General features: G+C 58.6%; 24 protein-coding genes (1 of these 24 running past the window's edge). 10 read left to right on the forward strand and 14 right to left on the reverse strand.

Annotated features, from left to right (window positions below; translation table 11 throughout):
• Positions 1 to 494 carry the 5' end (the start) of a tyrosine--tRNA ligase gene (tyrS, locus tag LOY43_RS25670; protein ID WP_095126209.1) on the reverse strand. The gene continues 706 nt to the left of window position 1, outside the view, so the window shows 494 of its 1,200 coding nt (coding positions 1–494); the start codon lies at positions 492 to 494; its stop codon lies beyond the left edge, outside the window.
• Positions 495 to 706: 212 nt separating this feature from the next.
• On the opposite strand from tyrS, the gene LOY43_RS25675 reads away from it, so the two are divergent.
• Positions 707 to 2,125, forward strand: a complete 1,419-nt coding sequence (locus LOY43_RS25675; protein WP_095050332.1) for a peptidoglycan DD-metalloendopeptidase family protein — start codon at positions 707 to 709, stop codon at positions 2,123 to 2,125.
• 3 nt (positions 2,126 to 2,128) lie between these two features.
• Positions 2,129 to 3,220 (forward strand): anhydro-N-acetylmuramic acid kinase, encoded by a 1,092-nt coding sequence (locus LOY43_RS25680; protein WP_258708891.1) that lies wholly within the window; start codon positions 2,129 to 2,131, stop codon positions 3,218 to 3,220.
• Between the two features lie 71 nt (positions 3,221 to 3,291).
• On the opposite strand, the gene erpA is transcribed toward LOY43_RS25680, so the two are convergent.
• Both erpA and argC read right to left on the reverse strand, forming a co-directional pair.
• The gene (erpA, locus tag LOY43_RS25685) at positions 3,292 to 3,642 is read right to left on the reverse strand and encodes an iron-sulfur cluster insertion protein ErpA (RefSeq protein WP_008077999.1); all 351 of its coding nucleotides are present in this window, start codon (positions 3,640 to 3,642) and stop codon (positions 3,292 to 3,294) included.
• 168 nt (positions 3,643 to 3,810) lie between these two features.
• Positions 3,811 to 4,845: an N-acetyl-gamma-glutamyl-phosphate reductase gene (argC, locus tag LOY43_RS25690; RefSeq protein ID WP_034155112.1), complete on the reverse strand. Its 1,035-nt coding sequence runs from the start codon at positions 4,843 to 4,845 to the stop codon at positions 3,811 to 3,813.
• Between the two features lie 133 nt (positions 4,846 to 4,978).
• Here argC and hemJ point away from each other — a divergent pair, with 133 nt between their 5' ends.
• The 6 genes from hemJ to coq7 all read left to right on the forward strand — a co-directional run bounded on the left by hemJ (position 4,979) and on the right by coq7 (position 9,525).
• Positions 4,979 to 5,407, forward strand: a complete 429-nt coding sequence (hemJ, locus tag LOY43_RS25695; protein WP_034155111.1) for a protoporphyrinogen oxidase HemJ — start codon at positions 4,979 to 4,981, stop codon at positions 5,405 to 5,407.
• 33 nt (positions 5,408 to 5,440) lie between these two features.
• Entirely contained in the window at positions 5,441 to 6,412 is a 972-nt protein-coding gene (locus LOY43_RS25700) for a nitronate monooxygenase family protein (RefSeq protein ID WP_095050330.1), read from the forward strand.
• Between the two features lie 78 nt (positions 6,413 to 6,490).
• Positions 6,491 to 7,441 (forward strand): DUF805 domain-containing protein, encoded by a 951-nt coding sequence (locus tag LOY43_RS25705; protein WP_095050329.1) that lies wholly within the window; start codon positions 6,491 to 6,493, stop codon positions 7,439 to 7,441.
• A 61-nt stretch (positions 7,442 to 7,502) separates the two neighbouring features.
• Positions 7,503 to 8,291, forward strand: a complete 789-nt coding sequence (locus LOY43_RS25710; protein ID WP_093441854.1) for an SDR family oxidoreductase — start codon at positions 7,503 to 7,505, stop codon at positions 8,289 to 8,291.
• Between the two features lie 57 nt (positions 8,292 to 8,348).
• A complete protein-coding gene (locus LOY43_RS25715) occupies positions 8,349 to 8,687 on the forward strand; it encodes a histidine triad nucleotide-binding protein (protein WP_003228789.1) in 339 nt (112 codons plus the stop codon).
• A 190-nt stretch (positions 8,688 to 8,877) separates the two neighbouring features.
• Entirely contained in the window at positions 8,878 to 9,525 is a 648-nt protein-coding gene (gene coq7 / locus LOY43_RS25720) for a 2-polyprenyl-3-methyl-6-methoxy-1,4-benzoquinone monooxygenase (protein WP_008077993.1), read from the forward strand.
• A 120-nt stretch (positions 9,526 to 9,645) separates the two neighbouring features.
• On the opposite strand, the gene speD is transcribed toward coq7, so the two are convergent.
• Together speD and LOY43_RS25730 are read right to left on the reverse strand one after the other, a co-directional pair.
• Positions 9,646 to 10,440 carry an adenosylmethionine decarboxylase gene (gene speD, locus LOY43_RS25725; protein ID WP_095050328.1) on the reverse strand — a complete coding sequence of 265 codons (795 nt, stop codon included), beginning with the start codon at positions 10,438 to 10,440 and terminating at the stop codon, positions 9,646 to 9,648.
• A gap of 237 nt (positions 10,441 to 10,677) precedes the next feature.
• Positions 10,678 to 11,100, reverse strand: a complete 423-nt coding sequence (locus LOY43_RS25730) for an OsmC family protein (RefSeq protein WP_003228794.1) — start codon at positions 11,098 to 11,100, stop codon at positions 10,678 to 10,680.
• Positions 11,101 to 11,337: 237 nt separating this feature from the next.
• Between LOY43_RS25730 and crp the strand changes: the two genes are divergently transcribed.
• A complete protein-coding gene (gene crp / locus LOY43_RS25735) occupies positions 11,338 to 11,982 on the forward strand; it encodes a cAMP-activated global transcriptional regulator CRP (RefSeq protein WP_095126211.1) in 645 nt (214 codons plus the stop codon).
• 9 nt (positions 11,983 to 11,991) lie between these two features.
• On the opposite strand, the gene LOY43_RS25740 is transcribed toward crp, so the two are convergent.
• The 4 genes from LOY43_RS25740 to LOY43_RS25755 all read right to left on the reverse strand — a co-directional run bounded on the left by LOY43_RS25740 (position 11,992) and on the right by LOY43_RS25755 (position 15,314).
• Entirely contained in the window at positions 11,992 to 12,693 is a 702-nt protein-coding gene (locus LOY43_RS25740) for a lipoyl protein ligase domain-containing protein (protein WP_258708892.1), read from the reverse strand.
• A gap of 135 nt (positions 12,694 to 12,828) precedes the next feature.
• Positions 12,829 to 13,665: an indole-3-glycerol phosphate synthase TrpC gene (gene trpC, locus LOY43_RS25745; protein WP_258708893.1), complete on the reverse strand. Its 837-nt coding sequence runs from the start codon at positions 13,663 to 13,665 to the stop codon at positions 12,829 to 12,831.
• Positions 13,662 to 14,711 carry an anthranilate phosphoribosyltransferase gene (trpD, locus tag LOY43_RS25750; RefSeq protein ID WP_095050325.1) on the reverse strand — a complete coding sequence of 350 codons (1,050 nt, stop codon included), beginning with the start codon at positions 14,709 to 14,711 and terminating at the stop codon, positions 13,662 to 13,664. Before trpD ends, trpC begins: the two co-directional genes overlap by 4 nt.
• Before the next feature lie 9 nt (positions 14,712 to 14,720).
• Complete coding sequence (locus LOY43_RS25755; protein WP_095050324.1) at positions 14,721 to 15,314, reverse strand: aminodeoxychorismate/anthranilate synthase component II; 594 nt, start codon at positions 15,312 to 15,314, stop codon at positions 14,721 to 14,723.
• A gap of 408 nt (positions 15,315 to 15,722) precedes the next feature.
• Here LOY43_RS25755 and estP point away from each other — a divergent pair, with 408 nt between their 5' ends.
• Positions 15,723 to 17,630, forward strand: a complete 1,908-nt coding sequence (gene estP, locus LOY43_RS25760) for an esterase EstP (RefSeq protein ID WP_095050323.1) — start codon at positions 15,723 to 15,725, stop codon at positions 17,628 to 17,630.
• Positions 17,631 to 17,802: 172 nt separating this feature from the next.
• Here the strand turns inward: estP and trpE are convergent, their stop codons facing one another.
• From trpE to LOY43_RS25785, 5 genes are all read right to left on the reverse strand, one after another.
• A complete protein-coding gene (gene trpE, locus LOY43_RS25765) occupies positions 17,803 to 19,284 on the reverse strand; it encodes an anthranilate synthase component I (protein ID WP_007918809.1) in 1,482 nt (493 codons plus the stop codon).
• A 71-nt stretch (positions 19,285 to 19,355) separates the two neighbouring features.
• The gene (locus LOY43_RS25770; RefSeq protein WP_258708894.1) at positions 19,356 to 20,174 is read right to left on the reverse strand and encodes a phosphoglycolate phosphatase; all 819 of its coding nucleotides are present in this window, start codon (positions 20,172 to 20,174) and stop codon (positions 19,356 to 19,358) included.
• On the reverse strand, positions 20,171 to 20,845 hold the full coding sequence (rpe, locus tag LOY43_RS25775) for a ribulose-phosphate 3-epimerase (RefSeq protein WP_007918813.1): 675 nt from the start codon (positions 20,843 to 20,845) through the stop codon (positions 20,171 to 20,173). Before rpe ends, LOY43_RS25770 begins: the two co-directional genes overlap by 4 nt.
• A gap of 114 nt (positions 20,846 to 20,959) precedes the next feature.
• The gene (locus LOY43_RS25780) at positions 20,960 to 22,108 is read right to left on the reverse strand and encodes an iron-containing alcohol dehydrogenase (protein ID WP_095050322.1); all 1,149 of its coding nucleotides are present in this window, start codon (positions 22,106 to 22,108) and stop codon (positions 20,960 to 20,962) included.
• A gap of 391 nt (positions 22,109 to 22,499) precedes the next feature.
• On the reverse strand, positions 22,500 to 23,324 hold the full coding sequence (locus LOY43_RS25785; RefSeq protein WP_008084123.1) for an ABC transporter permease: 825 nt from the start codon (positions 23,322 to 23,324) through the stop codon (positions 22,500 to 22,502).

Below are 23,324 nucleotides of genomic sequence, written 5' to 3' on the forward strand. Positions count from 1 at the left end.
TGAATAGCGATTGGCTGATTGGTGGTGTAGCGCTTATCGAAGTCGTCACGCTCAAGCATGCGCGCCACGGTGTACTGAGAGGTCAGGCGGATGAAGTCCGCCGGCCCCATCTTGTCCATCCAGGTGGAATTGAACGCAACTTCGGTTTTCGCCGGATCAAGAATCTTGAACACCTGCGTCTTGTAAGTCTCGGCGTTTTCCAGAACCTGCTCACGAGTCAACGGAGGACGCGTAGCACTCTTGCCGCTCGGATCACCGATCATTCCGGTGAAGTCACCTATAAGGAAGATAACTTGATGCCCCAGCTCCTGGAACTGGCGCAGCTTATTAATAAGCACCGTGTGGCCCAAATGCAGATCCGGAGCGGTCGGATCGAAACCAGCCTTGATACGCAGCGGTTGGCCGCGCTTGAGCTTCTCGATCAGCTCGGACTCGACCAATAGTTCTTCCGCACCACGTTTAATCAGCGCTAGCTGCTCTTCAACCGACTTCATAACAGACCCGCAAGGCTCAGATTCAAAGGGAACCAACCATACAAGATCGTGCACCAATTACAAGTTTTGCCCGGCGCACGGACACCAATCCACAAACGCGGCGTCTGCAGACTTGCTTCAGAGATGATTTGGTTATATTTTATACAGTTATTTCATCTTCATCATGTCATTCATCTTTTCCAATTCATCTTTTTTCAAAGTCAAAATTACTTATGACCACAGAACCGTCTAAAGCGCCTCCGCTTTACCCGAAGACCCACCTGCTCGCCGCAAGTGGAATCGCCGCCCTTCTCAGCCTGGCACTCCTGGTATTCCCTTCCAGTGATGTTGAAGCCAAAAAGACGACCCTGAGCCTTGAACTGGAAAGTCCTGCTGAACAACTGACACAAGATCAAGACGCTGCTGACGCAGCTCAAGCCACAAATGAGCCAGTAGCTTCGCCATTTGCTCAAATCGAAAACAGTAGCGAAAACACCCCGCAAACCGCAGAGGCTGCACCTACGCCAGCCGCCGAAAAGCCAAAAGCGCCTGGCCATCGCGAAGTCATCGTTGCCAAGGGCGATACCCTGTCGACCCTGTTCGAAAAGGTCGGCCTGCCGGCTGCCTCCGTTCACGAAGTCCTGGCCAGCGACAAACAAGCCAAACAGTTCAGCCAACTCAAGCATGGCCAGAAACTCGAATTCGAATTGAATCCTGAAGGCCAACTGACCAGTTTGCACAGCAAGGTCAGCGACGTCGAAACCATTACCCTGACCAAGAATGACAAGGGTTATGCCTTCAACCGGGTTACCGCAAAACCAACCGTTCGAACTGCTTACGTCCATGGCGTAATCAATAGCTCGCTCTCACAATCAGCAGCCCGTGCCGGTCTCTCCCATAGTCTGACCATGGATATGGCCAGCGTCTTTGGCTACGACGTCGATTTCGCTCAAGACATCCGCCAGGGTGACGAATTCGATGTCATCTACGAGCAGAAAGTGGTCAACGGCAAAGCCGTCGGCACCGGACCTATCCTGTCCGCTCGCTTCACTAACCGCGGCAAGACCTACACCGCCGTGCGTTACACCAACAAGCAAGGCAACAGCAGCTACTACACCGCTGACGGCAACAGCATGCGCAAGGCGTTCATCCGTACTCCGGTGGATTTCGCCCGCATCAGCTCGAAGTTCTCAATGGGCCGCAAACACCCGATTCTCAACAAGATCCGCGCCCACAAAGGCGTGGATTACGCTGCGCCACGCGGTACGCCAATCAAGGCTGCGGGTGACGGTAAAGTGTTGCTGGCCGGACGTCGTGGTGGCTACGGCAACACGGTGATCATCCAGCACGGCAACACTTACCGCACGCTGTACGGCCACATGCAAGGCTTCGCCAAAGGCGTGAAGACTGGCGGTTCCGTTAAGCAAGGCCAAGTCATCGGCTACATCGGCACCACCGGCCTCTCGACCGGCCCGCACTTGCACTATGAGTTCCAGGTCAACGGCGTTCACGTCGATCCGCTGGGACAGAAGCTGCCAATGGCTGATCCAATTGCCAAAGCCGAACGCGCTCGCTTCCTTGCACAGAGCCAGCCGCTGATGGCGCGCATGGATCAAGAGAAAGCCACCATGCTGGCTTCGAGCAAGCGCTAAGTCATGGCCCTGTATATTGGCGTGATGTCCGGAACCAGCCTCGACGGTCTGGACATTGCCCTGATCGAACAGACCTCGGCGATCAAACTGGTCGCCACGCATTACATTCCCATGCCTGAATCCCTGCGCACCGAGCTGCTTGGCTTATGCGCCAGCGGCCCTGACGAAATCGCCCGCTCGGCGATTGCCCAGCAGAACTGGGTGACACTCGCTGCGCAGGGCATTCATACCCTCCTCGATCAGCAGCGACTCAAGCCGCAGGACATTCGGGCGATAGGCAGCCACGGCCAGACCATTCGCCATGAGCCTGCACGCGGTTTCACCGTGCAGATCGGCAACCCCGCTCTGCTGACCGAACTGACCGGTATCACCGTAGTCAGCGATTTCCGCAGTCGTGATGTGGCGGCCGGTGGCCAAGGCGCTCCGCTGGTACCTGCATTTCATGAAGCGTTATTTGAAGAGCGTACCGGTAACCAGGCCGTCTTGAATGTCGGCGGTTTCAGCAATCTGAGTCTGATTGAGCCGACCAAACCTGTAGCCGGTTTCGACTGCGGCCCCGGGAATGTGCTGATGGACGCCTGGATTCACCAGCAGCGCGGCGAAAACTATGATCGCAATGGCGACTGGGCTAAAACAGGTACAGTCGAGCCGACACTGCTAAACGCACTCCTCAGCGATCCGTTCTTCGTCACCAAGGGGCCGAAAAGTACCGGCCGAGAAGTGTTCAACCTGCCCTGGCTGGAACAACATCTCTCGCACCTGCCAGCCTTTGCTGCCGAGAACGTGCAAGCGACGTTGCTTGAGCTGACCGCGTTGACGATCGCTGAATCTTTGCAAAACGCTCAAACCGATACTCAGGAACTGTTGGTCTGTGGCGGCGGGGCGCACAACGCCACGCTGATGAAGCGTCTGGCCGAGCTGCTGCCGACCACCAAAGTCACCAGCACTGCCACTCACGGCGTTGACCCCGACTGGGTCGAAGCCATGGCCTTCGCCTGGCTGGCCCATTGCTGCCTAGAAGGCATCGCCGCCAACCGCCCAAGCGTCACCGGCGCACGCGGGCTGCGGATACTTGGCGCTATCTACCCCGCTTAAAGATTAAGCACAGCAAAACGCCGCAGAACCGTGAGGCTCTGCGGCGTTTTGTTATCTGGAGCGAGGAGCAATCAGATCGAGAACGAAGACCCGCAACCACACGTCGTGGTGGCGTTAGGGTTCTTGATCACGAAGCGCGAACCTTCCAGACCTTCCTGGTAATCCACTTCAGCACCGGCCAGGTACTGGAAGCTCATCGGATCCACCACCAGACTCACGCCTTCGCGCTCGACGATGGTGTCGTCCTCGGCCACATCTTCATCGAAGGTGAAACCGTACTGAAACCCTGAACAACCGCCGCCCGTAACGAATACGCGCAGCTTCAAGCGATCATTCCCCTCTTCATCGACCAGGCTCTTCACCTTGTGCGCGGCACCGTGGGTGAATTGCAAAGCCGTGGGGGTGAAGGATTCGACGCTCATGCTGACTATCTCCCGGCGTTACGCCGCCATAATGCGTGATGACGCGCATTATCCGCTTGTCCGAGAAAATCGGTCAACTATTGTTACGGTATATCAATAAACCCGACGAACTGTTCAGAATGCAAAAAGGCCCGCTTAACGGGCCTTTTTGCTGTGCTGCTTAAAGTATTACGGCAGCATACCGGCGTGGGACAGACCGAAACGCTCGTCCAGCCCGAACAGGATGTTCATGTTCTGCACCGCTTGACCCGACGCACCTTTGACCAGGTTGTCGATCACCGACAGCACCACCACCAGATCGCCATCCTGCGGACGATGAACGGCGATACGGCAAACGTTGGCACCGCGCACGCTACGGGTTTCCGGATGGCTGCCGGCCGGCATCACATCGACGAACGGTTCGTTGGCATAGCGCTTTTCAAACAACGCCTGCAGATCCACCGAGCGATCAACCACGGTCGCGTAGAGCGTCGAGTGAATGCCACGGATCATCGGAGTCAGGTGCGGTACGAAGGTCAGACCGACATCCTTGCCCGCTGCGCGACGCAGACCCTGGCGAATTTCCGGCAGGTGACGGTGACCTTTCACCGCATAGGCCTTCATGCTTTCTGACGTTTCGGAGTACAGCGAGCCGACAGCCGCACCGCGACCAGCACCGCTGACGCCGGATTTGCAGTCGGCGATCAAGCGCGAAGTATCCGCCAGACCAGCCTCGAGCAACGGCAGAAAGCCCAGCTGCGTAGCGGTTGGGTAGCAACCCGGCACCGCGATCAGGCGGGCCTTCTTGATCTGCTCGCGATTGACTTCCGGCAGACCGTAAACCGCTTCGTCCAGCAACTCAGGCGCGCCGTGCGGCTGACCGTACCACTTGGCCCACTCTTCAGCGTCTTGCAGACGGAAGTCAGCCGACAGGTCGATGACCTTGGTGCCCGCTGCCAGCAATTCACCGGCCAACGCATGAGCCACACCGTGCGGAGTGGCGAAGAACACTACGTCGCAAGCGCCGAGGGTCTTGATGTCTGGGACGCTGAAGGCCAGGCCGTCGTAGTGTCCGCGCAGGTTCGGGTACATGTCAGCCACGGCCAGACCGGCCTCGGATCGGGAAGTGATCACTACCACTTCTGCCTGCGGATGCTGCGCCAACAGACGCAGCAGTTCGACACCGGTGTAACCCGTGCCGCCGACGATACCGACCTTGACCATAACCTGCCCTCAAAGAACCCACTGGAAAGCCGTCGATAATAGGGGCCGCGCGGCCCTGCGACAACCGTCAAGGTGACGTGCGGACGCTCAAGCCTCTACTATCCGGCTTACCGTGAACCTGGAATAACTAAAAATGCTCTATCTATGGATCAAAGCTTTTCACATTGTCAGCATCGTTTGCTGGTTTGCCGGGCTGTTCTACTTGCCGCGTCTGTTCGTGTATCACGCGCAAAGCGAAGACACGATCAGCAAAGAGCGCTTCAGTGTCATGGAGCGCAAGCTGTATCGCGGCATCATGGGCCCGGCGATGATTGCGACGCTGATCTTCGGCGGCTGGCTGATTTACCTCAACCCGAGCATCTTCAGCATGGGCGGCTGGATTCACGCCAAATTGACCCTGGTCGTCTTGCTGATCGGCTACCACCACATGTGCGGTGCGCAGGTAAAACGTTTCGCCCGTGGCGAGAACACCCGCAGCCATGTCTTTTATCGCTGGTTCAATGAAGTGCCGGTTCTGATATTGCTGGCTATCGTAATTCTGGTCGTGGTCAAGCCGTTCTAACTTCAACAAGTACAGATCCTTGGGGTGTTCATAATGTCGCTGCCCGCTTTGCTCGAACAACGTCTGCGTTTGCCTGTAGTGGCGGCGCCGATGTTTCTGATTTCCAACCCTGAGCTGGTGCTCGCCTGCTGCCGTAATGGCGTGGTCGGGAGTTTTCCTGCGCTGAACCAACGCGAAAGCAGCGGATTCAAAGCCTGGCTGGAACAGATCGAAGCGGGCCTGGCGACACTGGACAACCCGGCGCCGTACGCGGTGAACCTGATCGTGCACAACAGCAACCCGCGCTTGCAGGCAGACCTGAACATCTGCGTCGAACACAAAGTGCCGATCGTCATCACCAGCCTCGGCGCGGTGAAGGAGTTGGTCGACGCGGTACACAGTTATGGCGGCCTGGTCTTCCATGACGTCACCACTCGCCGACATGCCGAGAAAGCGGCCGAGGCCGGCGTCGACGGATTGATTGCTGTGGCGGCCGGCGCCGGGGGCCATGCCGGGACCTGGAGTCCGTTTGCGCTGATCGCCGAGATCCGTCAGTTCTTCGATAAAACCCTGCTGCTTGCAGGATGTCTTAACCACGGGCATGAGATTCTCGCCGCACAGCTGCTCGGCGCGGATCTGGCCTACTTCGGTACGCGATTTATCGGCACCACGGAAAGTCATGCGCCCGACGCCTACAAGGAGATGCTGCTGACAGCCAAGGCGTCCGACATCATCCATACTCCAGCGGTCTCGGGAGTGCCGGCGAGCTTTATGCGGCAGAGCCTGGAAGCGGCCGGTTTCGACATGGCCGCCCTGCAAGGCAAAGGCGAAGTGAATTTCGGTGACAAGCTCAAGCCAATCAATGATGAAGCCAAAGCCTGGAAGACTGTGTGGTCGGCCGGACAAGGCGTCGGACAGATCGATGACCTGCCGAGCGTGGATCAATTGATCGCACGGCTGGACGCTGAATACCGGCAAGCCCAGGAACACGCAGCACAATTGCCAAAACGCTGGCCGCGCGAATAAAAAAACCGGGCAAGTCGACTCAAGACTGGCCTTACACTGACGACCTTTCAAACCATTCGCGACAAGGATGCCTCGGCCATGAGCGAACCCCGTTACAAGATCGTATTCGACGGTGCTTTGCAGCCCGGTGTCGATATCACTACGGCCAAGCTCAATCTGGCTGATCTTTTCAAAAGTGAAGTGGCGGCCATCGAACGCCTGTTCAATGGCCGCGCCGTAGCACTCAAACGCGACCTGTCCCACAACGATGCACAGGCTTATCTACAAGCTCTGAGCAAAACCGGGATTGATGCACGCATTGAAGCAGAGACGGCAATCGAACTGAATCTATCGGACGTCCAGGAACACTCCACTGTGGTGGCAGAACCGGACTCCCCGTATGCACCGCCTCGCGCCAATGTGGGGGAACATCTTCCGGCGTTCGCCACGCTCAAGCCGTTCAGCGTCGAAGGCCGCATAGGTCGCCTGCGTTTTCTTGCATGGACGATGGTACTGAGCCTGGTCACGCTGCCCATTATCGGGGTATTCGCCCTGTTGGCGCTTGGCCTGGTCAGCGGCGATTCCACCACCGGCCTGATCATCGGCGGAATCTTCGCGTTCTTCCTGTTTATCGCCTTCCTGATCGTCAGCATTCTGTTCAGCGTCCAGCGCCTGCACGATATCGGCTGGTCGGGCTGGCTCTGGCTATTGAACCTTGTACCGTTCGTGGGCAGCTTCTTCCCGCTGGTGATCATGGTCGTACCGGGCAACACCGGCGCCAATCGCTACGGCCCTCCCCCGCCGCCAAACAGCACCGCCGTGAAAGTGCTGTGCTCACTGTGGATCGTGTTCTTCGCACTGATTTTTGTCGGTGGAATGCTCGGCGGCATCTCAGCCATCCAGCAGGAATATGAAAGCAATCTGGAAAGCAGCTACGAAAGTGGCTCGGTGACCACTGATGAAGTCGAAGTAGAGGTCGAAACGCCTGCGGATTCCGCCGACGAGGCAGCCGAAGCGGCGCAGGCCCCTGTAGACTCTGCGAAAGAATGAACAGCGCTCCCCGCCGTGACACCCGCGTCGCCGGCGCGGAGCTGTTGCGATGGAGAATTGCATGACCCGTTACGCACTGATCACCGGCGCCTCCAGCGGCATCGGCCTGGCGATGGCCGAAGCACTGGCCCGGCGTGGCCGCAGCCTGATTCTGGTGGCCCGACAGCGTGATCAGCTCGAAAGCATTGCGATCGAATTGACCCAGCGTTTTGGCGTCGAGGTACTGTTCCGCGCCTGCGATCTGGGCGAGCCATTGCGTCTGTCCGGCTTCCTGCTGGAACTGGAAGAAGGTGACCGACAGATCGACTTGCTCGTCAATTGCGCCGGCATCGGCACCTGCGGCCCGTTTCTCGCACAGGACTGGATGACCGAGCAGGATCTGATCGAAGTGAACATCCTCGCCCTCACCCGTCTCTGCCACGCCATCGGCAACAGCATGGCGCTGCAGGGTGGCGGGCAGATTCTCAATGTCGCCTCGGTGGCCGCCTTCAATCCCGGCCCTTGGATGAGCACTTACTACGCCAGCAAGGCGTATGTGCTGCACTTCTCCGAAGCCTTGCGGGTTGAACTGAAACAAAGTGCGGTGAAGGTCTCGGTACTCTGCCCCGGCCCGACACGCACGGCATTTTTCCGCACGGCGCAGCTGAACAGCGACAAACTCAAAGACAGCAAGTTAATGATGAGCCCGGAGGAAGTCGCGCTATACACCGTACGCGCCCTCGACAAGAACCGCGCAATCATCATTCCCGGACGACGCAACCGCTGGTTCGCGTTCTTGCCGCGACTGGGCTCGCGCTGGCTCAATCGCACCATCGTCGGTATGGTCAATAAAGCTTACTGCCCGCGCTGAAGAAACCGGATTCAACGCGGTACACTCGATTCAGCCCAAACAGCGGAGAAAACAGCAGTGGATACTCTGTTCACCAAGATCATCAACCGGGAAATCCCGGCCAAGATCATTTACGAAGACGACCAGGTTTTGGCCTTCCATGACATCGCCCCTCAGGCACCGGTGCATTTCCTGGTGATCCCGAAAAAACCGGTGCGCACCCTCAATGACCTGACCGAAGATGACAAGGCATTGGCCGGGCACATCCTGTTCACTGCGCAGCGTCTGGCACTGGAACTGGGTTGCGAAGAAGGTTTCCGCGTAGTGATGAACTGCAATGAGAAAGGTGGGCAGACCGTCTACCACATTCATATGCACGTACTCGGTCAGCGTCAGATGAACTGGCCACCGGGCTAAAAAGCCCCCTGCGGGAGCGAGCCTGCTCGCGAAGACGTCGGCACGTTCAATATACCAGTGCCTGACACGACGCCTTCGCGAGCAGCATCGCTCCCACAAAAAAGCATGACCGCGCAGCAAATGACCCAGCGCAAACCTTCCCCGGCCGATTCGGTTAAACTGGCCGTCGAGATTCTTCCCGGAGGTCAGCATGACTACCCAACGTCACTACTCGCCAATTGACCGTCTTCTGCTGCAAGCCGATGCCGCAATGCGTACCCTGCTGCCCTTCAGTGGCCAACCGTACCGTCCGTCGCCGGCGATTTTGCAGCCGGACACGCAAATGAGCGACGAAGACACCCGCCACGTCGCCGGCCTGATGCGCATCAACCATACCGGTGAAGTCTGCGCCCAGGCGCTCTATCAGGGACAGGCGCTGACCGCCAAGCTGCCTCAGGTGCGCGAGGCCATGGAGCACGCCGCCGAAGAAGAGATTGATCATCTGGTCTGGTGCGAACAACGTATTCATCAGTTGGGCAGCCATACCAGCGTTTTAAATCCGCTGTTTTACGGGATGTCGTTCGGTATTGGTGCGGTGGCCGGGTTGATCAGCGACAAGGTCAGCCTTGGATTCGTCGCGGCGACCGAGCATCAGGTGTGCAAGCACTTGAATGAACACCTGGAGCAGTTGCCGGCTGAGGACGAGAAATCCCGGGCGATTCTGGAGCAGATGCGCATAGATGAAGAACATCATGCGGAAAGTGCGCTGGAGGCTGGGGGTTTTCGGTTTCCGGCGCCGGTGAAGTTCGGGATGAGTATTCTGGCGAAGGTGATGACCAAGAGTACTTATCGGATCTGAGATCTGTGTGGGTGCTGAAGGCCTTATCGCGAGCAGGCTCGCTCCCACAGGATGCTTTGTTCCAGCAATAAAAAAGGCGACTGTCCTGAGACAGTCGCCTTTTTTTTGTGCCCGGGAATCTTAAGTCGGCATGTTGCGCGCGTAGAAGATTTCGAGCATTTCGTGTTTCACCCGATCGGTCACCTGAGCACGCTGCTCGAGGGACAGATTGCTGGTGGCGTCGCCGAACAGGTAGTTGTCCAGCTCGAAGTTCTTCAGCAGCATTTTGGTGTGGAACAGGTTTTCCTGATACACGTTCACGTCGGTCATCTGGTACGCGTCGCGGGTGTCTTCAGAGAGGTAGTTCTGGATCGAGTTGATCTCGTGGTCGATGAAGTGCTTGTTGCCTTCAACGTCACGGGTGAAGCCGCGCACACGATAATCCACAGTCACTATGTCCGAATCGAACTGGTGAATGAGGAAATTGAGCGCTTTAAGCGGTGAAATGACACCACAAGTCGACACGTCGATGTCCACACGGAAAGTTGCAATACCGTCGTCCGGATGAATTTCCGGGTAGGTGTGCACCGTGATGTGACTCTTGTCGAGGTGGGCCAGGATAATTTCGGGCAACGGGCCCGGCGACTCTTCAATCTGGCTTTCAGTCGGGGTTACCGGCTCTTCAGAAATCAGAATCGTGACGCTGGCGCCCTGAGGTTCATAGTCCTGACTGGCAATGTTCAGGATGTTGGCACCAATGATCTCGACAACTTCTGTGAGAATCTGCGTCAGGCGTTTCGCGTTGTACTCTTGATTGATGTACTCAACGTAAGCCTGCTGGTCTTGCGGGGTTTCCGCGTAGCAGATGTCATAGATGTTGAAGCTCAAGGTCTTTGTCAGGTTATTGAACCCGTGGAGCTTGAGTTTGCTTTTCACCGTTAAAAACTCTCTATGTATGCGGCCCGGCCGCGTGATCAAGCATGCCCGTCAAGTGCGAACAACGCACCTGCGTAGGACGGTTAACACCTCTTCGCGATGGCGATTTTGGTTATCTGTTCAGGCGGCTGATCCGTCGGCTGACCGATCACTGCCCTGAAAAAAGTGGCGCATTATGCAGACGTCAGCGGGGGATCGCCAGAGTCTGCACTGCTTTTATGATAGTTGAATGTCGGTTCAACCGAGTTCGACGATTTCGTAGTCGTGAGTGATCGCCACGCCAGCCGCGCCAAGCATGATCGAAGCGGAGCAGTACTTCTCGGCGGACAGTTCGATGGCGCGCTTGACCTGGGCCTCTTTCAAGCCACGGCCCTTGACCACGAAATGCATGTGAATCTTGGTGAACACCTTCGGATCTTCGGTCGCGCGCTCGGCTTCGAGAAAGGCCTCGCAGCTTTCAACGGCCTGACGGGACTTCTTCAGGATGCTGACCACGTCGAAGTTGCTGCAACCGCCGACACCCAGCAGAAGCATTTCCATCGGACGAACACCCAGATTACGACCACCAGCGTCCGGCGGACCGTCCATCACCACGACATGACCGCTACCGGATTCGCCGAGGAACATGGCTTCGCCAGCCCATTGGATGCGTGCCTTCATCGCCCAGACTCCACTGTAAAAAAAGGGTCGCCAGCTTAGCACAGGGCTTTACCCGGACAGCGAGCAACGTTCCTAGGACAGGATGCCTCCACGCTGTAGGTAATTTCTCGAATTTGCGACGAAGTGTCTGTTAAGCTGGCGCCAATTCGCTGGCGCCCATGTCAGCCCGTGTAGCGACCGCCTTCAGCGCCTCATAAAAAATCAAACATCACCGTGCAGTCTTTTCGGGATACAACCATGGTTGCTATTACCCCCACACCCAAAATCAAGAATCTCGACAAGCTGTTGATGCATTGCCAGCGCCGTCGCCATGCGGCCAAGAGCAACATCATCTGTGCGGGCGATCGCTCGGACACGCTGTACTTCATCATCAAGGGTTCTGTGACGATCCTGATCGAGGATGACGACGGTCGGGAGATGATCATCGCTTACCTCAACGCCGGGGATTTCTTTGGCGAACTGGGCCTGTTCGAGCAAGCGGGACAGGAACAGGAACGCAGCGCCTGGGTTCGGGCCAAAGTTGAATGCGAAACAGCGGAAATCAGCTACGCCAAGTTCCGCGAATTGTCGCAGCAGGATCCGGACATTCTTTTCGTACTCAGCGGACAAATCGCACAACGACTGCGCAACACCACGCGCAAGGTCGGCGATCTGGCGTTCTTCGATGTAACCGGTCGAGTCGCGCGTTGCCTGCTGGAACTGTGCAAACAACCGGATGCGATGACCCACCCGGACGGCATGCAGATCAAGGTGACCCGTCAGGAAATCGGCCGGATTGTCGGTTGTTCGCGGGAGATGGTCGGCCGCGTGCTCAAGGATCTTGAGGAACGCAACCTGGTCGATGTGAAAGGCAAGACCATGGTGGTCTTCGGTACGCGCTAAGCCCGAAAGTCAGGCGCTGTAGATCTGCGCCAGCATCAATCGAAACAGCTCATCGAGACGCGCCAAGGCCTGTGGCGCGTTGAATTTCTCATGCAGGCCGATGTGGCTTTCAGCCCGCACGCGTTGCTCCAGGCCGCACACTTCATTGAAGCGATTGACCGCCGCGACCATCGAGTCGCGCTCGTTATCCATCAGCATCGCACCGTGCACCAGGCCCACCGGACGTTGCCCGCCCTGACTCTGGCGCCAGCGCTGGGCCGTGCCGACCATTTTGCGACCGTCCAGATTGACGTTGAAGCGACCGTCGCAGAATGCGCCATCGATTTCACCCAACGATGACGAGCCGCCCAACTCCTCCAACAACTGACAGATCGGATCGCAGAGACGGTGGTAGCCGGTTTCGATGCGGTTCAGGTCGCCTTCGCTGCGTGGTGGCGCATAGACCAGGGCGATGTTGATCGTCGCCGCTGATTGCGGGACGGGTTCGCCACCGGTTTCGCGTAGCAGGACGGGCCAGCCAGCGGCGGCTGAGACTTCGCAGGCGTGGTCGAACGCGGCGAGACGATTGAGGCGGCGAGGCATGACCAACGCACGATCGCTGGGTTGCCAGAATAGAAGGCCGAATTCTGCGTCGCCGGCGCAGACCGAGGCCAGCAAGTCTTGTTCGGCTTGCAGACCGGCTTCGATGGTCAGGGAGGTTGGCAGCGACATAACAGGCTCCGGCAACATGGAAATCATTAGCGGTTTCGATGGACCCTTCGCTAGCAAGCTCACTCCCACATTGGAATGCATTTCCCCTGGGGGAGTGAGCCTGCTCGCGATGGTCTCGACTCGGTCTAGAGCGAATCAGTCGAGGGTCGAACCGCTGATGGAAGTGCCACGCTCCGGGAAGAACAGTCGCTGCAGTTCAGTGCCCGGATTCTCCGCACGCATGAACGCTTCACCCACCAGGAACGAATACACTTCGCTGATTTCCATCAACTCGACATCGGCACGATTGAGAATACCGCTCTCGGTAATCACCAGGCGATCGCGCGGAATGCGCGGCAGCAGGTCGAGGGTGGTTTCCAGGCTGACGTCGAAGGTGTGCAGGTTACGGTTGTTGACCCCGACCAGCGGCGTGTCGAGGGTTTTCAACGCACGCTCCAGCTCATCGCCATCGTGCACTTCGACCAACACATCGAGACCGACGCTTTTGGCGACAGCGGCCAGCTCGGCCATTTTCACGTCATCCAGTGCGGAGACGATCAGCAGCACACAGTCAGCACCCAGCGCGCGGGCTTCGACGATCTGGTAAGGATCGATCATGAAGTCCTTGCGAATCACCGGCAGTTTGCACGCGGCCCGGGCCTGTTGCAGATAAGCATCGGCGCCCTGGAAGTAATCGATGTCGGTCAGCACGGACAGACAGGTCGCCCCGCCCTTCTCGTAGCTTTTGGCGATGTCGGCGGGAACGAAGTTCTCGCGGATCACGCCTTTGCTTGGCGAAGCCTTTTTGATTTCGGCAATCACCGCAGGCTGCTTCTTCTTCGCCTGGGTCAGCAATGCCTGGGCAAAACCACGGGGTGCATCGGCCGCCTTGGCCAGACTTTCCAGCTCGCTCAGGCTGACGCGAGCGCTACGCTCGGCGACTTCCTGAACTTTGCGGGCCAGAATGTTTTCCAGAACCGTCGGTACACTCATCCCTCATTCTCCACTTTGAATACCGCGGTAAAGGCACCCAGCTCCTCGAGTTTTTCCCGAGCGAGGCCGGTGTGCAGGGCGTCGTGCGCAAGCTCCACACCCTGTTTCAAACTACTCGCCACGTCAGCGGCATACAGCGCCGCACCGGCATTGAGCACAATCATTTCGGCTGCTTTCTGGCCGTTTTCGGTTTTGCGCTTGCCGAGAGCATCACGGATCAGCGCCAGCGACGCCTCCGGGCCTTCGACCGACAGACCGTGCAGGCTCTGGCTCTTCATGCCGAGATCTTCCGGCTCGACCCAATACTCGGTGATTTCGTTGTTCTTCAACTCGGCAACAAAAGTCGGCGCGGCAAGACTGAACTCGTCCAGGCCGTCTTTCGAATGCACCACCAGTACATGCTTGCTGCCCAGGCGCTGCAAGACTTCGGCCAATGGCCGGCACAATGCCTGAGTGAACACGCCCACCACCTGATGTTTCACACCGGCCGGATTCGTAAGCGGGCCGAGCATGTTGAACAGCGTACGCAAGCCAAGATCGCGGCGCGGGCCGGCGGCGTACTTCATGGCTTTGTGGTGGGTCTGGGCAAACATGAAACCGATGCCGACGTTGTCGATGCAACGCGCGACTTGCACCGGCGTCAGGTTCAGATAGATGCCGGCGGCTTCCAGCAAGTCGGCGCTGCCGCTCTTGCCCGATACCGCGCGGTTGCCGTGCTTGGCCACGGTGCAACCGGCTGCCGCTACGACAAACGAAGAGGCGGTGGATACGTTGAAGATGTTCGCGCCGTCACCGCCGGTGCCGACCACATCGACCACGCCGTCGAGGGTTTTCAGTTCAACTTGATCGGCCAGCTCACGCATCACCGACACGGCGCCGACGATTTCGTCGATGCTCTCGCTCTTCATGCGCATGGCCATCATGAACGCGCCGATCTGCGCGTCGGTGCATTGGCCGGTCATGATTTCGCGCATCACGTCGCGCATTTCATCGGTGCTGAGGTCGAGGTGATCGACGATACGGCTCAGGGCTGTCTTGATATTCATGGGAAGTCCTTAGCGCGTGCCGCCGGTTTGTTTGAGGAAGTTGGCAAACAGTTCATGGCCCTGCTCGGTCAGGATCGACTCGGGGTGAAACTGTACGCCCTCAATGTTCAGGGTCTTGTGACGCAGGCCCATGATTTCGTCGACCGAACCGTCATCGTGCTGGGTCCATGCGGTCAGTTCCAGGCAATCGGGCAACGTGTCGTGCTTGACGATCAGCGAGTGGTAACGGGTGACGGTCAGCGGATGATTGAGGCCGGCGAAAACGCCCTTGTCCTCGTGGAATACCGGACTAGTCTTACCGTGCATCACTTGGCGGGCGCGCACCACGTCACCGCCAAACGCCTGGCCGATGGACTGATGGCCAAGGCAGACACCGAGGATCGGCAGCTTGCCGGCGAAGTGTTTGATGGCTTCGATGGAGATGCCGGCTTCAGTCGGCGTGCAAGGACCGGGGGAAACCACAATGCGCTCAGGCTTGAGGGCTTCGATTTCAGCGATGGTCAGTTCATCGTTGCGCACCACTTTGACTTCGGCACCCAGCTCGCCGAGGTATTGCACAACGTTGTAAGTAAAGGAGTCGTAGTTGTCGATCATCAGCAACATGGCGTGTCGAACCTCTTGAATTCTGATTTGAAAACAGCCTTCAGATCACTTGCCCGCAGGGCGCTGCACGATGTCGGACGCAGATAGATGCGTCGGCACAGCGGCATTTCAAACAGGCAAGGAAGGCAAAGCGATACAGATCCGGCGGGGCCGGCAGAAAAGATTCAGGCGCGCCAACGCCAGCGGGCGTGTGCCTTGATGACTTGATCCAGAAGTTTGCTGGTGATCAACACGGGGAAGGTCTCGTTCATACGTTCCGGCACAGTAACTTAGCTGGGCGGAGCGTGCAATATGGCCGGGGCTGCGGCAGATAAAACCGGGGGAGGATTCGCGACCGATGGCAAAACGCCGGGAGTTTTTGGTACTGTCGTTTCGTTCACCTACAACAATAACTAAACGGACTTGCTCATGATCAAACAGACGTTGTTTGTACCGCTGGCCGGCTGCCTGCTCGCACTGGCCTGCGCTCAGGCCAATGCTGCACCCAATCCTTATTCCAGTTTCATTGTGTTTGGCGACAGCCTCAACGACGCAGGCACCTTCACCGACACTGGCGGACCGGCCGGCTCCACCGAGCGTTACACCAACCGGACCGGGCCGGTGTATCAAGATGGCAGCGGTGAACTGTATTCATTGAATTCCACGCAGTTGCTCGGCGGACGCCTTGGCTTTTCGCCAGACCAGACAGCCTCCTCCAGCTCCGCCGTGCGCGCCGAAAACGGCCAGCCGGACGGTAACAACTGGGCGGTCGGCGGTTATCGCACCGACCAGATCCTCGACTCGATCACGACGCAATCCGCTACCGGCGAACGCACCCGCGCCGGTTACCTGCCATCGAACGGCTTCCGCGCCGACCCGAAGGCGCTGTATTACATTTCCGGCGGCGGTAACGACTTCCTGCAAGGTCGCATTCTCAGCCTGCCGCAAGCCAACGCCGCCGCCGATCGACTGGCCGACAGCGTGCAAACCCTGCAAACCGCCGGCGCCAAATACGTGATGGTCTGGCTGTTGCCTGATGTTGGCCTGACGCCAGCGATCAACGGTACACCGCTGCAAGCTTTCAGCAGCCAGCTCGCCACTCAGTTCAACAGCCAGTTGGTCACGCGCCTGCAAGGCATCAACGCCGAAATCATTCCGCTGAACATTCCGGTCCTGTTGTCGGAAGTGTTTGCCGATCCTGGGCGCTTTGGCCTCGCGACCGACCAGAACCTGACCGCGACCTGCTTCAGTGGCAGCGGTTGCACCGAGAACGCGCGATACGGGATCAACAGTGCAACGCCCGATCCGACCAAGCTGATCTACAACGACGGCGTGCACCCGACCGAGGCCGGGCAAAAGCTGATCTCCGATTACGCCTATTCCCTGCTCGCCGCGCCGTGGGAGCTGACGCTGCTACCGGAAATGGCCCACGCCACCGTGCGTGCGCATCAGGATGAACTGCGCAATCAATGGCAGGCGGACTGGGAGAACTGGCAAGCGGTAGGTCAATGGCGCGCCATTGTTTCGGCGGGCGGCCAACATCTTGATGTCGACAGCCAAAGCAGCGGCGCCAGCGCCGATGGCAGCGGTTACAACCTTAACGTCGGCGGCAGCTACCGCTTGAATGAAGCCTGGCGTGTCGGTGTGGCAGGAGGTTTCTACCGGCAGAATCTGGAGGCCGGTCACAACGACTCGGATTACAAACTCAACAGCTACATGGCCACTGCATTTGCCCAGTACCAGCAGAACCGCTGGTGGGCTGACGCGGCGTTGACCGGTGGCAAACTCGACTACGACAACCTCAAGCGCAAATTTGATCTGGGCGTCAGCGAAGGTGCTGAAAAAGGCGACACCGACGGCAGCCTCTGGGCCTTCAGCGCCCGCGTCGGTTACGACATTGCCCAACCGGGCAGCGAGTGGCACCTGTCGCCATTCGTCAGCGCCGACTACGCCAGCGTCGATGTCGACGGCTACTCAGAGAAGGGCAACCGCGCCACGGCGCTGACTTTCGATGATCAGACTCGTGACTCGAAACGCCTGGGGCTGGGCTTGCAGGGCAAGTACAACATCACCCCGCAAACCCAGGTATTCGGCGAGTACGCTCACGAGCGTGAGTACGAAGACGACGTGCAGAAGGTCAACATCGCGCTCAACACCTTGCCGGCCAACGACTTCAAACTTGAGGGCTACACGCCGCAGAGTCATTTGAACCGTTTGAGCCTGGGCGTCAGCCACAAACTCACGGCGGATCTGGCGCTGCGTGGCGGCTACTCGCTGCGCAAGGATGATGACTTTACCCAGCAGGGCGTTAACGTCGGGGTCGTTCTGGACTTCTAAATCGCAGGCAAAAAAAAGCGGCGCTCTCACAGGCGCCGCTTTTTTATGACCGAACACAGATCAAATGTAGGAGTGAGCCTGCTCGCGATTACGGTGGTTCAAACAACATATCCGTTGAATGTTAATCCGCTATCGCGAACAGGTTCACTCCTACAGGGGGTTTTGCGTGAGTTCAGGCTTCCGGGGTTTGCTCGGCCAGGGCCACGGCGCGGAACATCGCGCGGCGTTTGTTCAGGGTTTCTTCCCATTCCAGTGCCGGCACCGAGTCGGCGACGATACCGCCACCAGCCTGCACGTGCAGTTCGCCGTTCTTGATCACCGCCGTACGAATCGCAATCGCGGTGTCCATGTTGCCGTTCCAGGCGAAGTAACCCACCGCGCCGCCATACACTCCACGCTTGACCGGCTCCAGTTCGTCGATGATTTCCATCGCGCGAATCTTCGGCGCGCCCGACAAGGTGCCCGCCGGCAGAATCGCTCGAAGTGCATCCATCGCCGTCAGCCCGGCTTTCAACTGGCCGGTGACGTTGGAGACGATGTGCATCACGTTGGAATAGCGCTCGATAACCATTTTCTCGGTGAGCTTCACCGAGCCGATTTCCGACACGCGCCCGGTGTCGTTGCGACCCAGATCGATCAGCATCAAGTGCTCGGCGATCTCCTTGTCGTCCGACAGCAAGTCCTCTTCCAGCGCCACATCCGCTTCTTCCGTGGCGCCACGTGGGCGCGTGCCGGCAATCGGGCGCACGGTGATCAGGTTGTCTTCGACCCGCACCAGCACTTCCGGCGAACTGCCAACGACGTGGAAGTCGCCGAAGTTGAAGAAGTACATGTACGGCGTCGGGTTGAAGCAACGCAAAGCGCGGTACAGATCGATCGGCGCAGCCTTGAAGTCGATCGACATGCGCTGCGACGGCACGACCTGCATGCAGTCACCGGCAAGGATGTACTCCTTGATGGTGTCGACGGCTTTTTCGTAATCGTCTTGAGTAAAACTCGAACGGAACACCGGATCAGCCGATTGCTGCTTGCTGAAGTCCAGGCCACGGCGCGGGGTGATCGGCTGACGGAGCTTTTCCAACAATGCCTGCAGTTGCGCCTGACCTTGTTCGAAGGCATCCGCCTGCGCAGGGTCGGCGAGCACGATCGCGTGCATCTTGCCGGCGAGGTTGTCGAACACCACGACGGCGTCGGAAACCATCAGCAGAATGTCTGGCACGCCAAGTGGATCCGGGTTCGGGCACTTGCCCAGGCGCTTCTCGACATAACGCACGCAGTCGTAACCGAAGTAACCGACCAGACCACCGTTGAAGCGCGGCAGACCGGCGATGGTCGGCACGTTGTAGCGCGCCTTGAAGGTTTCGACGAAGGCCAACGGATCTTCAACATCGTGGCTTTCGGTCTCGACGCCATCAACGGTGATGCTCACGTGATGGTCGTGAACGCGCAACACGGTGCGGCACGGCAGACCGATGATCGAGTAACGGCCCCATTTCTCGCCGCCCTGCACCGATTCGAGCAGGTAGGAGTTGGGCTGGTCGGCCAGTTTCAGGTAGATCGACAGCGGCGTGTCGAAGTCGGCCAGGGTTTCGCAGGCCAACGGAATGCGGTTGTAGCCGTCAGCGGCCAAGCGCAGGAATTCTTCGCGGATCATAAGGTGCCTCGTGGTGTGAGGGGCAAATCAGTCAGGTATGCAAACGCGCCGGCAGGCCGGCCAGGAACAAGTCAGGCGCGCCAACGCCAGCGGGCCAGGGCCTTGATGACTTTCATCCAGAGTTTGCGAGTGACCACCACGATGGCGTTTCCAGAATGGGATTGAGCAGCGTCGGACAACGTTATCTCAGCGGCCGAACCTAGGCAACCGGGAATTAGCTTGCGCAGATCGTCGATGACCAGCGCCGGTGATTCTTCGGCAATCGGTCGACCGTGGTTGTAGCCATAGCTCAGCGCCACGCATTTGACCCCCGCCGCTTTCGCCGCCAGCACATCGCTGCGCGAGTCGCCGACGAAGAGCGATTGCGAGGCCGGGATGTTGGCCATTTTCATCACAAAGAACAGCGCTGCCGGATCAGGCTTTTTCTGCGGCAGGGTATCGCCACCGATGATCCACTTGAAGTAGCGGCCGATCTTCATCTGATCCAGCAGCGGCGCGACGAAACGCTCCGGTTTGTTGGTAATCAGCGCCATGGCCACGCCTTGCTTGTGCAGCCACTTGAGAGTGTCGCGCACGCCGGGATAGACCACGGTCAGCTCATGGCTGGCGCCGTAGGCTTGCATGAACACTTCCAGCGCGTGCTCGGCTTCGACGTCATCCACCGCCGAATGATCGATACCACCGGCCAACGCACGGCGCACCAGTACTGGCGCGCCGTTGCCAACCCACTCGCGCACCGAATCGATGCCCGCCGGTTGACGGCCGAGGGAGAGCAGCATGGTGTCCACGGCGGCTGCCAGGTCCGGAACCGAGTCGATCAGTGTGCCATCCAGATCGAACATCACCAGCCGTGGCAGTTTTCCCGGGAACAGCTGCTCAAAACCGCTCATGGGCGCGCCAGCGCCAGTTCGGAACGCATCTTGTCGATGACTTCCTGATAGTTCGGCGCATTGAAGATTGCCGAGCCGGCAACAAAGGTGTCAGCGCCAGCAGCGGCGATTTCGCGGATGTTGTTGACGTTGACGCCGCCATCGATTTCCAAGCGGATGTCACGGCCCGAGGCATCGATGATCGCCCGCGCTTCGCGCAGTTTATCGAGGGTGCCAGGAATGAACTTCTGCCCGCCGAAGCCCGGGTTGACGCTCATCAGCAAGACCATGTCGACCTTGTCGATCACGTACTTGAGCACATCCAGCGGGGTCGCCGGGTTGAATACCAGACCGGATTTGCAGCCACCTTCGCGGATCAGTTGCAGCGAACGATCAACGTGCAGCGTGGCTTCCGGGTGGAAGGTGATGTAGGTGGCGCCGGCTTCGATGAAGTCGCCGACAATGCGATCCACCGGGCTGACCATCAGATGCGCGTCGATCGGCGCGGTAACGCCGTACTTGCGCAATGCCGCGCAGACCATCGGACCGATGGTCAGGTTTGGCACGTAGTGGTTGTCCATGACGTCAAAGTGGACGAAGTCGGCGCCAGCGGCGAGAACGTTGTCTACTTCCTCGCCGAGGCGGGCGAAGTCGGCGGAGAGAATCGACGGAGCAATTACGAAGGGCTGCATGACGCACCTTTTCTGAGCTAAATCACGATGGCGCGCATTGTATACCTCAAGTTTCCAAGCGCGCACCGTGACCGCGATGATTGGGTTATGCCATGACGGATGACCGGCGCTGACTCAATACGCCGCGCGGTAGATCTTCTCGATATCGACAGCACTGAGTTTGCGCGGGTTATTGCGCATCAGCCGCTCAATGCCCGCGGCTTCCACGGCCATCGCCGGGATCGCCTCTTCCGGCACGCCGAAACTACGCAGCCCGGCCGGGATTTCCACGGCCGCACACAAATCGGTCATCGCTTGCACAGCTTTGTCTGCCGCTTCGGCTGCACTCAAATGAGCGGTCTTCACCCCCATGGCTTCGGCAATATCCTGCATGCGTTCGACGCAGGCCATCTTGTTCCAGGTCATGACATACGGCAGCAGCAACGCATTGCTCACGCCATGAGCGATGTTGAAGCGCCCGCCCAGCGGATACGCCAGCGCATGCACCGCGCCGACCCCGGCGTTGCCGAACGCCATACCGGCCATCAGGCTGGCGGTGGCCATGTCTTCGCGGGCCTGCAGGTTGGCGCCATTGGCGTAGGCCTTGGGCAGCGCTTTGGCGATCAGCTTGATGGCGCCAAGGGCCAGAGAGTCGGTGATCGGCGAGGCATTCACCGACAGATAGGACTCGATGGCGTGCACCAAGGCGTCGATGCCACTGGCGGCGGTGACACTGCGTGGGCAGGTCAGGGTCATCTGCGGGCTGACCAGCGCCACGTCCGGCAATAGAAAGTCGCTGACGATGCCTTTCTTCAACTGTGCGACTTTGTCCGAGAGAATCGCGACATTGGTCACTTCCGAACCGGTGCCGGCGGTGGTCGGGATGGCGATCAGCGGCGGACCTTTGCGTGGTACCTGGTCAACACCGAACAGATCTTCCAGCGCGCCGTGATATCCAGCGTAGGCAGCGACACTCTTGGCGATGTCGATGGCGCTGCCGCCACCAAGACCGATCAAACCGTCATGCCCGCCTTCGCGGTAGACACGCATGCAGTCTTCGACGATGGCGATTTCCGGGTCGGGCAGTACGCGATCGAAAATCTCGTAGTCGCGCCCACCGAGTTGCACCAACGCTAGCTCGACGGTGCCGGACTTGACCAGCGCGGCGTCGGTGACGATCAGTGGATTGTCGATGTCCAGACGCGTGAGCTCAGCGGCCAGTTGTTCGATGGCGGCGGCGCCGGTGATCAGTTTATGAGCGATTTTGAACTGGGACAGACTCATCGTACGCAGCCTCTTATAGATGTGGGAGCTGGGCACAAGATTAGCTGGGGATTTGGGGTTGTCTGCTATTCAGGTGGTGAATGGTTGATCGGTTAGAAAATCAAGAGCCCCTCACCCTAGCCCTCTCCCAAAGGGAGAGGGGACTGATCGAGGTGAATGTGAGAGGTACACCGACTTGAGATACCGAGTCGAACTCGGGTTTTGAAAAGCACAACGATCTGCTCCCTTTTCCCCAGAAGGTAAAAAGACTGACCGAGGTGCATGGAGGAGATACACCGACGTGCGATACCAAGTCGGATTCAGGTTTTGAAAACCATGAAGATTTGCTCCCTTCCCCCTCGCCCCCATGGGGGAGAGGGTTGGGGTGAGGGGGTGGCTTTTGACCTGGCCCTTAAACCTGAGCCGTACGCAGTTTTTCGCTACGCCCGCGCAGCCATTCCAGGGTCAGCAGCAAAATGACGGAGAAGGCGATCAGCAACGTGGCAGCAGCGGCAATCGTCGGACTCAGGTTCTCACGAATCCCGCTAAACATCTGCCGAGGCAACGTCGCCTGCTCAGGCCCGGCGAGAAACAACGTCACCACCACCTCATCAAACGAAGTCGCAAACGCAAACAGCGCCCCGGAAATCACCCCCGGCGCAATCAGCGGCAAGGTCACCCGGCGGAACGCAGTCAACGGCGATGCACCCAAACTCGCCGCCGCCCGCACCAGATTATGGTTAAACCCCTGCAACGTCGCCGACACCGTGATGATCACAAACGGCACACCCAGCACCGCATGCACGACGATCAATGAGAAGAAGCTGTTACCCAAACCCAACGGCGCGAAGAACAGATAACTCGCCACGCCGATGATCACCACCGGCACCACCATCGGCGAAATCACCAGCGCCATCACCAGCGCTTTGCCGGGGAAGTCACCGCGAGTCAGACCAATCGCCGCCAGCGTACCGAATATCATCGCCAGCACCGTCGCCGCTGGGGCAACAATGATGCTGTTCTTCAGTGCGCGCATCCATTCCGCCGAGGCGAAGAAGTCGTGGTACCACTGCAGCGAGAAACCCTGCAGCGGATAGACCAGAAAACTCCCCGAGTTAAATGACAGCGGAATAATCACCAGCACCGGCAGAATCAGGAACAACAGAATCAGGCCGCAGAGGATCCGCAGGCTGTAGAACCACACCCGTTCAATGGGCGACATGTAAGGACTCAGCAT

The sequence above is a fragment of the Pseudomonas sp. B21-041 genome, from assembly GCF_024748675.1.
In the GTDB taxonomy this organism is placed as follows: domain Bacteria; phylum Pseudomonadota; class Gammaproteobacteria; order Pseudomonadales; family Pseudomonadaceae; genus Aquipseudomonas; species Aquipseudomonas neuropathica.

Excerpts from the sequence above, each read along its gene's own strand:
- crp (WP_095126211.1), top strand. The coding sequence starts at position 11,338 with ATGGTTGCTATTACCCCCACACCCAAAATCAAGAATCTCGACAAGCTG.
- coq7 (WP_008077993.1), top strand. The coding sequence starts at position 8,878 with ATGACTACCCAACGTCACTACTCGCCAATTGACCGTCTTCTGCTGCAA.
- trpE (WP_007918809.1), bottom strand. The coding sequence starts at position 19,284 with ATGATCCGCGAAGAATTCCTGCGCTTGGCCGCTGACGGCTACAACCGC.
- LOY43_RS25730 (WP_003228794.1), bottom strand. The coding sequence starts at position 11,100 with ATGAAGGCACGCATCCAATGGGCTGGCGAAGCCATGTTCCTCGGCGAA.
- argC (WP_034155112.1), bottom strand. The coding sequence starts at position 4,845 with ATGGTCAAGGTCGGTATCGTCGGCGGCACGGGTTACACCGGTGTCGAA.
- trpD (WP_095050325.1), bottom strand. The coding sequence starts at position 14,711 with ATGAATATCAAGACAGCCCTGAGCCGTATCGTCGATCACCTCGACCTC.
- trpC (WP_258708893.1), bottom strand. The coding sequence starts at position 13,665 with ATGAGTGTACCGACGGTTCTGGAAAACATTCTGGCCCGCAAAGTTCAG.
- LOY43_RS25770 (WP_258708894.1), bottom strand. The coding sequence starts at position 20,174 with ATGAGCGGTTTTGAGCAGCTGTTCCCGGGAAAACTGCCACGGCTGGTG.
- rpe (WP_007918813.1), bottom strand. The coding sequence starts at position 20,845 with ATGCAGCCCTTCGTAATTGCTCCGTCGATTCTCTCCGCCGACTTCGCC.
- estP (WP_095050323.1), top strand. The coding sequence starts at position 15,723 with ATGATCAAACAGACGTTGTTTGTACCGCTGGCCGGCTGCCTGCTCGCA.
- LOY43_RS25710 (WP_093441854.1), top strand. The coding sequence starts at position 7,503 with ATGACCCGTTACGCACTGATCACCGGCGCCTCCAGCGGCATCGGCCTG.
- LOY43_RS25705 (WP_095050329.1), top strand. The coding sequence starts at position 6,491 with ATGAGCGAACCCCGTTACAAGATCGTATTCGACGGTGCTTTGCAGCCC.
- LOY43_RS25740 (WP_258708892.1), bottom strand. The coding sequence starts at position 12,693 with ATGTCGCTGCCAACCTCCCTGACCATCGAAGCCGGTCTGCAAGCCGAA.
- LOY43_RS25700 (WP_095050330.1), top strand. The coding sequence starts at position 5,441 with ATGTCGCTGCCCGCTTTGCTCGAACAACGTCTGCGTTTGCCTGTAGTG.
- LOY43_RS25680 (WP_258708891.1), top strand. The coding sequence starts at position 2,129 with ATGGCCCTGTATATTGGCGTGATGTCCGGAACCAGCCTCGACGGTCTG.
- LOY43_RS25785 (WP_008084123.1), bottom strand. The coding sequence starts at position 23,324 with ATGCTGAGTCCTTACATGTCGCCCATTGAACGGGTGTGGTTCTACAGC.
- LOY43_RS25755 (WP_095050324.1), bottom strand. The coding sequence starts at position 15,314 with ATGTTGCTGATGATCGACAACTACGACTCCTTTACTTACAACGTTGTG.
- LOY43_RS25780 (WP_095050322.1), bottom strand. The coding sequence starts at position 22,108 with ATGAGTCTGTCCCAGTTCAAAATCGCTCATAAACTGATCACCGGCGCC.
- erpA (WP_008077999.1), bottom strand. The coding sequence starts at position 3,642 with ATGAGCGTCGAATCCTTCACCCCCACGGCTTTGCAATTCACCCACGGT.
- hemJ (WP_034155111.1), top strand. The coding sequence starts at position 4,979 with ATGCTCTATCTATGGATCAAAGCTTTTCACATTGTCAGCATCGTTTGC.
- LOY43_RS25675 (WP_095050332.1), top strand. The coding sequence starts at position 707 with ATGACCACAGAACCGTCTAAAGCGCCTCCGCTTTACCCGAAGACCCAC.